This is a genomic window from Pseudomonas kielensis (assembly GCF_014236655.1).
Taxonomy (GTDB): Bacteria; Pseudomonadota; Gammaproteobacteria; order Pseudomonadales; family Pseudomonadaceae; genus Aquipseudomonas; species Aquipseudomonas kielensis.
Map to the genome: position 1 here is coordinate 73,633 of NZ_JACMYG010000014.1, position 13,830 is coordinate 87,462.

The 13,830-nt window shown below is 63.6% G+C and carries 11 protein-coding genes; 6 read left to right on the forward strand and 5 right to left on the reverse strand.

Features of this window, described 5'->3' with window-relative positions; translation table 11 throughout:
* Positions 1-151: 151 nt before the first annotated feature.
* From H7995_RS15235 to H7995_RS15250, 4 genes are all read left to right on the forward strand, one after another.
* Positions 152-2,533 carry a hybrid sensor histidine kinase/response regulator gene (locus H7995_RS15235; RefSeq protein WP_185818565.1) on the forward strand — a complete coding sequence of 794 codons (2,382 nt, stop codon included), beginning with the start codon at positions 152-154 and terminating at the stop codon, positions 2,531-2,533.
* Between the two features lie 73 nt (positions 2,534-2,606).
* Positions 2,607-4,256 carry an acyl-CoA dehydrogenase family protein gene (locus H7995_RS15240; protein WP_185818566.1) on the forward strand — a complete coding sequence of 550 codons (1,650 nt, stop codon included), beginning with the start codon at positions 2,607-2,609 and terminating at the stop codon, positions 4,254-4,256.
* A 51-nt stretch (positions 4,257-4,307) separates the two neighbouring features.
* Positions 4,308-5,807 carry an AMP nucleosidase gene (gene amn, locus H7995_RS15245; protein WP_166590421.1) on the forward strand — a complete coding sequence of 500 codons (1,500 nt, stop codon included), beginning with the start codon at positions 4,308-4,310 and terminating at the stop codon, positions 5,805-5,807.
* 131 nt (positions 5,808-5,938) lie between these two features.
* Entirely contained in the window at positions 5,939-6,505 is a 567-nt protein-coding gene (locus H7995_RS15250) for a pseudouridine synthase (RefSeq protein WP_182344815.1), read from the forward strand.
* Here the strand turns inward: H7995_RS15250 and H7995_RS15255 are convergent.
* Positions 6,500-6,709 carry a DUF2788 domain-containing protein gene (locus H7995_RS15255; protein WP_166590419.1) on the reverse strand — a complete coding sequence of 70 codons (210 nt, stop codon included), beginning with the start codon at positions 6,707-6,709 and terminating at the stop codon, positions 6,500-6,502. The two genes, H7995_RS15250 and H7995_RS15255, sit on opposite strands and share 6 nt — an antisense overlap.
* A 151-nt stretch (positions 6,710-6,860) precedes the next feature.
* The gene (locus H7995_RS15260) at positions 6,861-7,340 is read right to left on the reverse strand and encodes an Lrp/AsnC family transcriptional regulator (RefSeq protein ID WP_095166364.1); all 480 of its coding nucleotides are present in this window, start codon (positions 7,338-7,340) and stop codon (positions 6,861-6,863) included.
* 415 nt (positions 7,341-7,755) lie between these two features.
* On the opposite strand from H7995_RS15260, the gene H7995_RS15265 reads away from it, so the two are divergent.
* A complete protein-coding gene (locus H7995_RS15265) occupies positions 7,756-8,568 on the forward strand; it encodes a DUF6515 family protein (protein ID WP_182342438.1) in 813 nt (270 codons plus the stop codon).
* On the opposite strand, the gene H7995_RS15270 is transcribed toward H7995_RS15265, so the two are convergent.
* Both H7995_RS15270 and H7995_RS15275 read right to left on the reverse strand, forming a co-directional pair.
* Positions 8,562-9,458 (reverse strand): cation diffusion facilitator family transporter, encoded by an 897-nt coding sequence (locus H7995_RS15270; RefSeq protein WP_166590417.1) that lies wholly within the window; start codon positions 9,456-9,458, stop codon positions 8,562-8,564. The two genes, H7995_RS15265 and H7995_RS15270, sit on opposite strands and share 7 nt — an antisense overlap.
* Positions 9,459-9,486: 28 nt before the next feature.
* A complete protein-coding gene (locus H7995_RS15275; RefSeq protein ID WP_095166375.1) occupies positions 9,487-9,906 on the reverse strand; it encodes a polyribonucleotide nucleotidyltransferase in 420 nt (139 codons plus the stop codon).
* Positions 9,907-10,015: 109 nt separating this feature from the next.
* On the opposite strand from H7995_RS15275, the gene hrpB reads away from it, so the two are divergent.
* Positions 10,016-12,550 (forward strand): ATP-dependent helicase HrpB, encoded by a 2,535-nt coding sequence (gene hrpB / locus H7995_RS15280; protein ID WP_166590416.1) that lies wholly within the window; start codon positions 10,016-10,018, stop codon positions 12,548-12,550.
* A gap of 168 nt (positions 12,551-12,718) precedes the next feature.
* On the opposite strand, the gene H7995_RS15285 is transcribed toward hrpB, so the two are convergent.
* Entirely contained in the window at positions 12,719-13,798 is a 1,080-nt protein-coding gene (locus H7995_RS15285; protein ID WP_185818567.1) for an endonuclease/exonuclease/phosphatase family protein, read from the reverse strand.
* Positions 13,799-13,830 lie beyond the last annotated feature (32 nt).

Here is a 13,830-nt window from a genome sequence, read left to right on the forward strand (position 1 = left end):
CCTTTAAACTAAAAATTTCAATGGTGTTCAATCGCCACCAACGGCTATGCTAGAGTGGATCCAAACCAATAACAGGTTGTACCGGCTCGACGTCTGCTCAAAAGGAAATGGGGGGCTTCCTGACGCACCGGACAGGCCATGCTGGGGCTTTATGCGCTATTTGCTGATGTTGCTGTTGAGCTTGCCCATGTTGGCGAGCGCAGCGGATTTTGATGAGTCCACCCAAAAACTCCCCTTGGGTCGGATCATGCAGGTGTACGAGGATGTCGCCGGCACTGCGAGCATCGAAGACGTCCAGGCACAAGCGGCGGCCGGCCATTTCCAACCCCATCACAAAGCCACCCTGAACGCCGGTTACTCCCGTTCGGTGTTCTGGCTGAAGATCGACCTGCATTACCGCCCGAACAATCCCGACGTCTTGCGCACCTGGTTGCTGGAGCTGGCGTATCCGCCTCTGGATCACGTCGACCTGTACCTGGCCGATGGCGCTGGGAATTATCAGCTCAAGCAGCGCACCGGCGACGCCTTGCCGTTCGCCACCCGGGAAATTCGCCAGAACAACTACCTGTTTGACCTGCCCTTCGTGGCCAATGAACAGAAGACCGTTTATCTGCGCCTGCAAAGCCAGGGTTCGATCCAGGCGCCGTTGACGCTGTGGTCGAGTACCGCCTACCTGGAAGACCAGCCGGTGCGCCTGTATATCCTCGGGCTGATTTACGGGGTCCTGTTGGGGATGCTGGTCTACAACCTGTTCATCTACCTCAGCGTGCGCGACACCAGCTACCTCTATTACATCTTCTATATCGCCTCGTTCGGCCTGTACCAGCTCTCGGTAAACGGGGCGGCAGTGGAGTACTTCTGGCCGGACAACCCGTGGTGGGCCAACGCCGCGACTCCGTTTTTCATCGGCTGCGCGGCACTGTTCGGCAGTCAGTTCGCCCGCAGCTTCCTGCAGACCTCCAGCCACAGTCGCTGGCTTGATCGTCTGCTATTGGCATTGGTGGCCTGCAGCGCGGTGGTGGTCGGCCTGTCGTTGATGACCAGTTATGCCCTGGCTCTGCGTCTGGCCACGGCACTGGCGCTGATCTTTACCGTGGTGATTTTCTCGGCGGGGATTTTCGCCTGGTGGCGCGGCCTGCGGGTGGCACGCTATTTCATCATCGCCTGGTCGGCGTTCCTGCTCGGCGGCATCGTCAATACGCTGATGGTGCTGGGCTACCTGCCTAACGTGTTCCTGACCATGTACGCCAGCCAGATCGGTTCGGCAATTGAAGTCGCGTTGCTGTCCCTGGCCCTGGCTGATCGCATCAACACCATGCGCGAGCAGCAGGCGCAGACATTGCTCGACGCCGGGCAGAAGCTGGAAGTGTTGAACCAGCAACTGGCCCACAGTAACCAGCTCAAGGACGAGTTCCTGGCGACCCTGACCCACGAACTGCGCACGCCGATGAACGGGGTGATCGGTTCGCTGGAGTTGATGCAGACCGTCGAGCTGGATCCGGAGCTGGAGCAGTATCAGCAGACCGCCGCCGGTTCGGCGCGGGACATGATGCGCATGGTCAACGGCATCCTGACCCTGACCGAGTTGCAGGCCGGGCGCCTCAAGGTCTACCCGGAGTCGTTCAGCCTGCGTTCGGTGGTCGATGGCCTGCACCAGCAGTTCGCCGCCAATGCCGCGAGCAAGGCCCTGGATTTCAAGGTTGAGCTGGCCCAGGGCCTGCCCGATCGCCTGCACGGTGACAGCGCCAAGCTGGTGCAGTGCCTGGAGTGCCTGCTGGACAACTCGATCAAGTTCACCCACGTCGGCGGGCTGGCGTTGCGGGTCAGCGGCAAGCCGGCTGAAGCCGGGCGCCAGGCGTTGTCCTTTGCGGTGATCGACACCGGCATCGGCTTCACTGACCTGGGCGAAGCGACCATGTATCAGCGTTTTTTCCAGCTCGACGGCTCCATGACGCGCGAGTACGGCGGCCTGGGCGTGGGGCTGGCGATCTGTCGGCAATTGGTCGAGTTGATCGGCGGGCGCCTGACCCACCGTTCCGAACCCGGGCGTGGCAGCCGGTTCCAGCTGGATGTCGAGTTCGAGATAGTGACGGTGCAGCCGAGCGTCGCCCCTGTGCGCCACGGCCAAGACCTGGCGAGCGTGCGCGCCCCTCAGGATTGCAGGGTGTTGTTGGTCGACGACGACAGCATCAATCAACTGGTGGTGCGCGGCATGCTGCTCAAGCTCGGCTATCGGGTGCGCAGTGTCGACAGCGCCCCGGCCGCGCTGGAGTGCCTGCGCCGTGAACAATTTGATGCGGTGTTGCTGGACAGTCCCATGCCTGCGCTGGGCGGGCAGTCGATGTGCGAACAGGTTCGCGCGCTGCCGGGCTACGCCAATGTGGCAGTGCTGGCTGCGGTGGCCGCCACCCGCCTGGACTTCGAGTCCGGGCTGACCGATTACCTGAGCAAGCCGGTGAAATTCGAAGAGTTGCAGGCGGTGCTCCATCGCCGGTTACTCTGCCAGAAGCAAGGTGAAAGCGCCGGTATTTAGGCGCATATGCCACTTTTTTAGGGGGTGGCAGGGTGCTTAACTGAGGGTCTTCGCTGACCCTAGAAGGCCCGCCATGAACCTGCACCAGTTCGCCGAAACCCACGAAGTCACCAATCAGCCACCCTCCCTGGACGGGGTCAACCTGTACCGGATCGACCTGCCGTTACAAGAATGGTCGCGACGTTTCGGGGCGGGCTGGGCCGAGTCGCGAATCGACGCCTATGGTGCTTTGGCGGGGGGGCCGCTGATGGCGGCGGGGTTCCTGGCCAACCAGAACAAACCGCTGTTCTCCAGCCATGATCGCTATGGCCACCGCATCGATCTGGTGGAGTTTCACCCGGCCTACCATGAACTGATGCGGACGGCGGTCGAGCACGGGCTGACGTCCTTGCCCTGGACCGACCCGCAGGCCGGCGCCCATGTTGCCCGGGCCTCGATGTCGTACCTGCACAGCCAGGCCGAAGCCGGCAGTGGCTGCCCGCTGACCATGACCTTCGCCAGCGTGCCTGCCTTGCATCTGCAGCCGGACATCGCCCGGCAATGGCTGCCGAAAATCCTCGCCCGCGAGTATGACCCACGCAATGTCGGCATGGCCCACAAGGCCGGCGTCACCATCGGCATGGCGATGACCGAGAAGCAGGGCGGTACCGACGTGCGGGCCAATACCACCAAGGCGTACCCGGTCGGTGCTGCCGGTCCGGGCCAGGCCTATGAACTGGTGGGCCATAAATGGTTCTGCTCGGCGCCGATGTGCGACGCCTTCCTGACCCTGGCCCAGACCGACAAGGGCCTGACCTGCTTCCTGCTGCCGCGTCATCGTCCGGATGACACGCGTAACCAGTTCTACATCCAGCGTCTGAAAAACAAACTGGGCAATTGCTCCAATGCCTCCAGTGAAGTCGAGTTCCGTGGGGCGCTGGCGTGGATGATCGGTGAAGAGGGACGTGGGGTACCGACCATTATCGAAATGGTCGCCATGACCCGTTTTGATTGCATGGTCGGTTCCAGTGCCTTGATGCGCCAGGCGCTGACCCAGGCCAGCCATCACTGTGCCCACCGCCAGGTGGGTGGCAAGTTACTCAACGAACAGCCGCTGATGCAGAACGTGCTGGCCGACCTGGCACTGGAAAGCGAGGCCGCCCTGGCCTTGAGCCTGCGCATGGGCCAGGCGCTGGATCAGCGGGATGACGCCCAGGAAGCCAAATTCGCCCGGCTGGTGACGGCGGTGGGCAAGTATTGGATCTGCAAGCGCGCCCCGGCCATGATCAACGAGGCGGCCGAATGCATGGGCGGCGCCGGTTATGTCGAGGAAAGCATCCTGCCGCGCCTGTACCGTGAGGCGCCGGTGAACTCGACGTGGGAAGGTTCCGGCAACGTACAGTGCCTGGACGTGCTGCGCGCCCTGTCCAAAGAGCCCGGAGTGCTCGATGCGTTGTTCTGCGAACTGGGCGACGGGCATGGCGACAAGCGCCTGGCCGCACACATCCAGCAGTTGCAGGCGGCGTTCAAGGACACCAGCGACATCCAGTACCGCGCCCGCCAGTTGACCGAAGACATTGCCCTGGGCCTGCAGGCCAAGTTGTTGCTTGAAGCGGGCAATTGCAGTGTCAGCGATGGCTTTATCGCCAGTCGGTTGGGAACGGCTGGGCGGGTGTATGGCACCTTGCCGCGCGGCCTGGATGTCGAGGCGATTGTGGCGCGCTCGACCCCGCAGGGTTTCTGATTGCGCGACACCCCCACTCCGGTGTTCCCGTGACGCGGTGTTGCAGGCAAGATGAAGGCCTGCAAGCCAGAACACAGGAAGCTGATCGTGACCGAAGACTTTATTGTCGTTCAAACCGCTGAACAAGCCGTGGACCGGCTCGCCGCGCTGCACGAGCGAGCCACTACGGCGTTGAACCAGGCGCTCAAGCGTTATCTCAAGGACCGCATCGAACCCGATGCCGAACAGCGTGCGATGTTCCGCTACCCGGAACTGCGCCTGACCTACCTGTGCCAGGGCGAAGTCCCACAGACCACCCGGGCTTACGCCAAGGTGCAGTTGCCCGGGACCTACAGCGTCACCGTCACCCATCCGGCGGCGTTTCGTAAGTACTTGCTGGAGCAACTGGTGCCCCTGATGCACGACTTCACCGTGACGGTGGAAGTGGGTGTCAGCCAGCAGAATATCCCTTACCCCTACGTGGTCGAGCAGGGCGATGAACTGGCCGGCTCCGGCGTCACCGCCGCGGTGCTGGCGCGGGTGTTCCCGAGCACCGACCTGTCGGCGGCCACCGATGGCATCGCCGATGGCCTGTACGATTGGGAGAACACCGATCCGCTGCCACTGGCCTTGTTCGACGCCGCGCGCGTCGATTTTTCCCTGCGCCGCCTGGTGCACTACACCGGCAGCGACTGGCGGCACGTGCAGCCGTGGATCCTGCTGACCAACTACCACCGCTATGTCGACCAGTTCATCGTCCATGGCCTGGAGCAACTGCGTAATGACCCGCGGTTTGTGCGCATGGTGCTGCCGGGCAACGTGATCATCGAAAAGAGCATGGATCACGGCGAAGCCTCGGCCATTGCCGCCGGTGTGGTCTGGCACCGCTACCAGATGCCGGCCTACCACTTGCTGGCGTCCGACGGCCATGGCGTGACCCTGGTCAACATTGGTGTCGGCCCGTCCAACGCGAAAAACATTACCGACCACCTGGCGGTGCTGCGTCCGCACTGCTGGCTGATGATCGGGCACTGCGGCGGCCTGCGCCAATCCCAGACGATAGGCGACTACGTGCTGGCCCACGCCTACATGCGGCGTGACGGGATTCTCGACCGGGTGGTGCCGCCGAACATTCCGATCCCGGCGTTGGCCGAAGTGCAAATGGCGCTGCAACAGGCAGCGGCCAACGTCACTGGCGAGAAGGGTGATGACCTGAAAAAACGCCTGCGCACCGGTACCGTGCTGACCTACGACGACCGTAACTGGGAACTGCGCTGGGCCCAGGAGCGGCCGTTGATCAACCTGTCGCGGGCCGTGGCGGTGGACATGGAAAGCGGCACCATCGCTGCCCAGGGTTATCGTCTGCGGGTGCCGTATGGCACGTTGTTGTGTGTCTCGGACAAGCCGCTGCACAGTGAAATCAAGCTGCCGGGTTCGGCCAACGCCTTTTATGAACGTGCGGTCAGCCAGCACCTGAAAATCGGCATCGCCGCGGTGGATCTGCTGCGCACCGAGCTCAACTCGTTGCACTCGCGTAAACTGCGCAGCTTCGACGAGCCGCCGTTCCGCTGATTGTTATCGTGGTCATTTGACGGTCGGGGCACTAGCATGGGCAGCCCTGACCGTTAGATGTTGTGTTTGCCATGTCCCGTCCTCGTCCTCTTTCCCGTCGTCCAGGTGCTGCAGCCGCCGGCCCGCGCCGCGTGGCCAAAGCGCCCCCGGCTGAACCGAAACTGATTCTGTTCAACAAACCCTTCGATGTGCTGACGCAGTTCAGTGATGGCGAAGGGCGGGCGACGCTCAAGGATTACATCGAGATTCCGGGGATCTACCCGGCCGGACGCCTGGACCGGGACAGCGAAGGGCTGCTGTTGCTGACCAATGATGGCCAGTTGCAGGCGCGGATTGCCGACCCCAAGCACAAGCTGGCCAAGACCTATTGGGTCCAGGTCGAAGGCGAGCCGACGGCCGCGCAGTTGCAGCGCTTGCGTGACGGTGTCGAGCTCAATGACGGCATGACCTTGCCCGCCGAGGCCCGCCAGTTGGAAGAACCCGAGCTGTGGCCACGCAACCCGCCGGTACGCTTTCGTAAAAGCGTGCCGACCCATTGGCTGGAATTGGTGATTCGTGAGGGGCGCAATCGGCAGGTGCGGCGCATGACCGCGGCCGTGGGCTTGCCGACCTTGCGCCTGGTGCGCGTGCGAATCGGTGACTGGACGATCGAAGGGCTCGACCAGGGCCAGTGGAAGGAAGTGCCTGCGCGCTTATAAAGTGCCGGATTCGATCAGGCCAATCACCACGCTCTTGATGATGAATGCCGCCACACCCAGGCCCAGCACAAAGAACAGGATGAACGAGCCGAAACGTCCGGCCTTGGATTTCTTTGCCAGGTCCCAGACGATGAAACCCATGAAAATGATCAGGATGCTGACCAGGCCGGTCATCATCCACTCTTCAAACAGTGCAGGATCCATCGAACATCTCCAGCGTACGCAGGGCAAAAAAGGCCGGGGGAGTATACGCCAAGGGTGCGCGGCGGGGCATTGACCTGCGTCGGTGTGCCGCAGCTGTTCGTCGCCGCCACGAGCGCGCCCCGTAGGAGCAAGGCGTGCCCGCGATGCGCACTCAGCCGCGCAAATGGGTCAACGGCAACTCGGTGCTGTTCAATACCTGGTTGAGCACGAAGCTGGAGCGCACACTGGTCACCCCTTCAATTCGGGTCAGGTGGCCGAGCAGCAGTTTCTGGTAATGGTCCATGTCCGGCACCACCACCTTGAGCTGGTAGTCGGCGTCCATCCCGGTGACGAGGCTGCACTCCAGTACCTGGGGCAGGGTGCGAATAGCGGCCTCGAAGTTCTCGAAGCGCTCGGGGGTGTGGCGGTCCATGCCGATCAACACGTAAGCCGTCAGGCTCAGGCCGAGCAGCTTGCGGTCGAGCAAGGCGACCTGGCGACTGATGTAGCCATCGTCCTCCAACTGCTTGACCCGCCGCGAGCAAGGCGAGGGCGACAGGCCAATGCGCTCGGCCAACTCCTGATTGGAGATGCGTGCGTCGCGCTGCAATTCCGCCAAAATGCTCAAGTCGTATCGGTCGAGTTTGCTCATGAAACAGGCCTTTGTCATAACAATTGCGGTGGATTATCTATCAGTGGTGAAAAATTGCGCAAGTCATGTTTATTTGAGCAATCTTCGCAATCCTCTGTCGTGGCCTCAGGCCTATTCTTATTACCAGAATCACTGCCCGGACAAACAGTCCACAGCGGCCCGCCGAATCAGGCCAGCCGCGGCCACCCCTCCAACAGGAGGCGAGTTGGCCCCCGGGCTACACACTGTCCAGAAGACGGAGTGAGGTGAGCCGGCGTCAAAAGCGTCGAGCACGGACTAAGTTCTCAAGGGGAGGCCGACGGGCCTCCCTTTTTTATTGCCTGCGAAATAAGGCCAGGCACTGATAACCTCTCGCAGCACCGGCCGGTGCAGTTCCAATCGTGTGTACAGGTCACCCTAGGCAGTGAGGAATAGCATGAAGTCGCGCATCTGGCGTGTAGCAGGTGTTGGTCTGGTGTGGGCAAGTGTCAGCGTGCCGACGCAGGCCGGGAACCAGGAGTATCCGCAAAACCCTTCCACCGCCGCTGAACTGCCGATCCAAAGCCGTCCCGACAGCGTGCGCCAGACTCAGGAGCCACGACCTGGCTACTACCAGGACGTGCCACGGCGCCACGATAACCCGCACGGATACCAGGGGCCGCGCCCAGGCTACGACCCGCATTGGCCTGGACGTCCCGACGGGCATGGCAATGGTTGGGGCCCTGGCCCGCAATACCGCCCGGGCGATGTGACCGAGCGTTTTCCCGAGCACAATGACCATGTGCCTTACCGGGGCGCGGACTATTTCTACTCCGCCGGCTACTGGTATCGCCCTCAGGGGCCGAGGTATGTGGTGGTGCGGCCGCCCTATGGAATTGGAGTCAACTACCTGCCGGACTACGCGCGGCAGGTGTGGAGCGCTGGGGCGCTACTGTTCTTCGCCGCGGACACTTACTACCGCTACGACGCCAGTACCCAGCAGTATGTGGTGGTGCAGCCGCCGATGGCGGGGCCCGAGCCCCAGCCGCCCCCTGTGAGCAATGGCTACGACGTGTTGGCCTATCCAGCCAACGGCCAGTCACCGCAGCAGGTCAATCAGGATGGGGAGGATTGTTCTCGCTGGGCTGTGCAGCAGACTGGGTTCGATCCACGGACCATGACCTATCAGCCTGCGCCACAGGTGATTCAAGCCTACCGCCAGGCCCAGGGCAATTGCCTGGGCTCGCGGGGTTATCAGGTGAGTTACTGATGGCGAACGGGGTTGACCACTTCCTGCGGATCAGCGTGCACCAGCACTTCGGCTCGCGGGTAAGCGGCGTGAATGGCATCGGCCGCCTGGTCGCTGATGTCGTGGGCGACGGATAGGGTCAGCTCCCCCGGCAACTCCAGATGCAGTTGCACAAACCAGTGGCTGCCCGAGACCCGGGTGCGCAAGTCGTGGGCACCCAGCACGCCGGGAACGCCACAGGCCAGCTCGAGCATGTGCTGGCTGACCTCGGGCGGCAGCTCCTCGTCCATCAGCACGGTAAAGCTTTCCCGGGCGATCTGAATCGCACTCCACAGAATGTAGGCCGCAATGGCCAGGCCGAACCAGGCGTCCAGTTGATGCCAGCCAAACCCGGCCAGCACCAGGGCAAGCAGGATGCTGCCATTGAGCAGCAGGTCGGAGCGGTAGTGCAGTGAATCGGCGCGCACCGCATTGGACCCGGTTTCGCGGATGACCCGGTGCTGCAGCATCAGCAATGCCGCCGTCATGCCGAGGGAAAACACAATCACCCCGATACTGATCCAGGGGGCACCGATCGGCTCAGGATGCTTGAGCCGGTCGAAGGCCTGGAAGGCGATCAGTAACGCACTGCCACCGATGAACAGCGCCTGGGCCATGCCCGCCAGGGACTCGGCCTTGCCATGCCCATAGCGGTGATCATCGTCCGCCGGGCGCAGGGCGTAGTGCACCGCCAACAGGTTGAGCAGCGAGGTCACGCCGTCGAGTGCCGAATCCGTCAAGCCGGCGAGCATGCTCACCGACCCGCTCAACCACCAGGCAATGGCCTTGGCGACAATCAGGATACTGGCCACCGCCACCGACGCGCGGGTGGCCAGGCGTAACAGGCGAGCGTGTTCCGGGCTGCTGGTCATAGGGGCATCGTTCCTTCAGTGCGCGCCATCAAGCGGCGGGTTGCAGCCCTAGCGATGCCAGTTGCTGGGCACTGCCCTTGTGCTGGATCAGGCGTGGGTCGTCCAGCGGGAAGCTGCGGCCCAGCTCGGTTTGCAGGATGGTCTGCAGCTTGGCGTTGTCGACCTGGCCGTCGGCGCCGATGGCCTGCTGGAGTTTTTCCGGGGCCACCTGGGCGGTCTTGCCTGGCTCGAAATAAATCGCCCCGGTGGTGAAGTCCACGGCAAATGCGATCAGTCCGGGGATCACATAAAACAGCAGGCCCACGGCATCGAGCACGGCAATCGCCGGGTCGATCTTGCCGTCGATCTGGCCACGGCGATCGGGGTAGAAAATCGACCCGCACGCGGTCAGTTGGGTCAGCAGGGTTGCTACCAGCACACCGCCAATCAGACGAAACGGAACACGCATAAGAATTCTCCTGGGCAAACTTGAAACGAAACGTCGTCGCTGTGAATTAGGACCGTGACGAACGCAAAGCAGTTCGCCGTTATACTCGCCGCTCTGTTTTGGAGCCAGCATGATTTCTTTGCCGATTGATGAAGTTTTACCCGCGCTGCGTGAAGCCCTGGCGACACGCCATGAAGCCGTGCTCGAAGCACCGCCCGGCGCCGGTAAGACCACCCGGGTGCCGTTGGCGCTGCTCAATGAGCCGTGGCTGGCCGGGCAAACCATCCTCATGCTGGAACCGCGCCGGCTGGCCGCGCGCGCAGCGGCCGAGCGCCTGGCCAGTGAGCTGGGGGAAAAAGTCGGGGAAACCGTCGGCTACCGGATCCGCCTGGACAGCAAGGTCGGTCCCACCACCCGCATCGAAGTGGTCACCGAAGGCATCCTCACCCGGCGCTTGCAGGAAGACCCGGCGCTGGAAGGCGTGGGCCTGCTGATTTTCGACGAGTACCACGAGCGTAGTCTGGATGCCGACCTGGCGCTGGCCCTGAGCCTCAATGGCCGGGAGCTGTTTCGCGACGAGCAGCCACTGAAGATTCTGCTGATGTCGGCCACCCTTGAAGGCGAACGCCTGGCGGGCTTGCTGGGTGACGCGCCGATCCTGCGCAGCGAAGGCCGCATGTACCCGGTGGCGATGCGCTGGGGCCGGCCGTTCCAGCCGGGCGAATTCATCGAGCCACGGTTGGTGCAGACGGTGCTCGAAGCCTTGAATGACGAGACCGGCAGCCTGTTGGTGTTTCTGCCCGGGCAGGCGGAAATCCGGCGGGTGCACCAGCAATTGGCCGATGCCCTGGGCGAGCGTTCCACGGTGCTGTTGTGCCCGTTGCACGGCGAACTCGACCTGGCCGCGCAGCGGGCGGCCATCGATCCGGCGCCAGCGGGGCAACGCAAGGTGGTGCTGGCCACCAACATTGCCGAGACCAGCCTGACCATCGACGGCGTGCGGGTAGTGATCGATGCCGGGCTGGCGCGGGTGCCGCGTTTCGATCCTGGCAGCGGCATGACGCGCCTCGATACCCAGCGAATCTCCCGCGCCAGCGCCACCCAGCGCGCCGGTCGGGCCGGACGTCTGGAGCCGGGGGTGTGTTATCGGCTGTGGTCCCAGGACCAGCATGAACAACTGGCCGCCTACGCCAGCGCCGAAATTCTCTCGGCGGACCTCGCCGGCCTGGCGTTGCAATTGGGGCGCTGGGGCGTGACCCCGGGGCAACTGGTGTGGCTCGATGTGCCGCCGGCGGCGGCATATGCCCAGGCCCAGGACCTGCTCGAACGCTTGGGGGCCCTGCAAGGCTCCTCGCCACAAGACTGGCAACTGACCCGCCATGGCCAGGCCATGGCCGAACTGCCGGCCCACCCCCGTATTGCCCATTTGTTGCTGCGCGGCCAGGCGCTGGGCCTGGCGAACATGGCCTGCGATGTCGCGGCGTTGCTCGGCGAACGGGATATTCTGCGCGGTGCCGGTGCCGACCTGCACAGTCGCCTGGTGCTGCTGTCCGGTGAGGAGCGTGCGGCCCGGGGCGCCCAGGGAGGTGTGCAGCGGGCTCGGCAACTGGCGCGGCAGTATCGCGGTTATCTGCGTGGCAAAGCCGAGCAACCGGTGCCGGACCCGCAACATCCGCGCTGGCTCGGCGCGTTGCTGGCCCTGGCCTACCCGGACCGCGTGGCCCAGCAGCGCCGCCCGGGCGGTGCGGAGTATCGCTTGGCCAACGGGCGCGCGGCGTTGTTTGCCGAAGCCGACAGCCTGATGAAGCAGGGCTGGCTGGTCATCGCCGACCTGGGCAGTCGCCAGGGGCAACGGGAAGAACGGATCTACCTGGCGGCGGAGTTTGACCCGGCACTGTTCGACTCGGTCTTGGCCGAGCAAGTGCGTTGCGTCGATCAACTGGATTGGGACGAGCGCGAAGGCGTGCTGCGGGCCGAGCGCCAGCGCAAGGTCGGTGAGCTGGTATTGAGTCGTGAGCCGTTGACCGGCCTGGATGAAGCGGCGCGCAGTCAGGCGCTGGTCAACCTGGTGCGGCGCAAGGGCCTGGAGCTGTTGCCCTGGACCCCGGAGCTGCGGCAATGGCAGGCCCGTGTGGCGCTCTTGCGCCAGCTCGACCTCGATCAGCAGGGCGACAGCGGTTGGCCGGATGTCAGCGACGGCGCGCTGCTCAAGGGCCTGGAACACTGGCTGATGCCTTATCTGGGGCGGGTTTCGCGGCTCAGCCACTTTGCCAACCTGGACCTGTCGAGCATTGTGCATAACTTGCTGCCCTGGCCGTTGCCCCAACGCCTGGATGAACAGGCGCCCCATCACCTGAGCGTGCCTTCGGGGTCGTCGATCCGCCTGGACTACAGCGAACAGCCACCGATTCTCGCGGTGCGCCTGCAGGAATTGTTTGGCCTGGCCGAGACCCCGCGCATTGCCGGTGGCCGGCAGGTGGTCAAGCTGCACCTGCTGTCACCGGCCCGCCGCCCGGTGCAAGTGACCCAGGACCTGGCGAACTTCTGGCGCAGTACCTACGCCGAAGTGAAGAAGGACTTGAAGGGGCGATACCCCAAGCACTACTGGCCCGATGACCCCCTGGTGGCAGAGGCCACGGCACGGGCCAAGCCGCGCAAGTCCTGAAGGTTGGGTGGGAGCGGGCGGGTTGGCGCTCCGCTTGCCCTCGGTGGTCTCGGTATCTACACAACAGTGGTGCGACGTTGCACCTCTGGGCCGACCGGGATGTTGGATATGTACTCGGCCAAATCCAACACCCCGGTCAGCCAAGAGGCCGCTACAAAAAGCCCAGGGTTACGGCGCTGCCGGTAACAGGAACCGTGCAATCACCGGCAAGTGATCGGAGATGCGCAGCGTATCGTCCTGCCGGACCTCGCCTTCTACCCGCTTGATCCGTGGGCTGTAGAACAGGTAGTCGACCGTTCGGTCCGGGCCGTTGAGTCCGGGGTCGTTGGGGTAGTGGGTCAGCCAGCGGGCGCGGTCGATGCCGCTGGCTTCGTTGTTGGTCGGGATCATCGGGTACTTGTCCCACAACGCGTGCAGGGGGCTGTCGGCGGTGTAGGGCGTGCGCTGTTCAGGGGGCAGGCGCTGGAACTGGCCCAGGGGCAGCAGGTTGAAGTCACCCCCGATCAGCCACGGGGTGCCGCGCGCTTCGAATTTGTCCACCACCTTGGCGATGGCCGCGACCTTGTTCTGCTGGCTGTCGTCCGGCTGGCGTACCCAGTCCAGGTGAGTATTGAGCAGCGCCACCTGGCCGCCGTCTCTGAGGGGCAGGTAGCTCACCAGCAAGGCGTTTTTCGGTTGGAACTGGCGACTGATGAAGTTCAGCGGCGGCTCGGGCAATTGCTGGCGTTCGGCGTGTTCGATCTGGTAGCGGCTCAAGGTGGCCAGTTGCCGGCCAACACTGCCGAAAATATGCAGGTCCGGCACGAAGTCAGCTTTCCAGTCGAACGCCCAGGTACTGCAGGGATAGAGATCCGCCAGACGTTCGCGCAGCAGTTTGAGCTGGTCCTGATAGTCGCTGGCCTTGGCGCCGTCATCCAGCTCCTGCAACAGCACGACATCCGGCTGTTCATCGCGGATCACCCGCGCCACTTCATCCAGGCTGAAGGCCATGTCTTCCGGGGTCGGGGATTCGTCGCTGCCCTGGGCCAGGTCGTTCCAGAACACATAACGCTTGCCCGCCAGGTACTGCACGTTCCAGGTCATGACCTTCAGCGCCTGGCCAGGCACCAGCGACGGGGCGGGGCCGCTGCACTGCACGGTCAGGGATTCCTTGGCCTCGGGGCGCCAGGTCAGGCTGTAGGTCGAGGCCAGCAACAGGCCGGCAAGGATCAGCAGGCCCAACAGGGTGTAGCGCAGTAGGCGGGTCATGGGCTCGGCTTATGGCGTTACAAAGTTGGTCC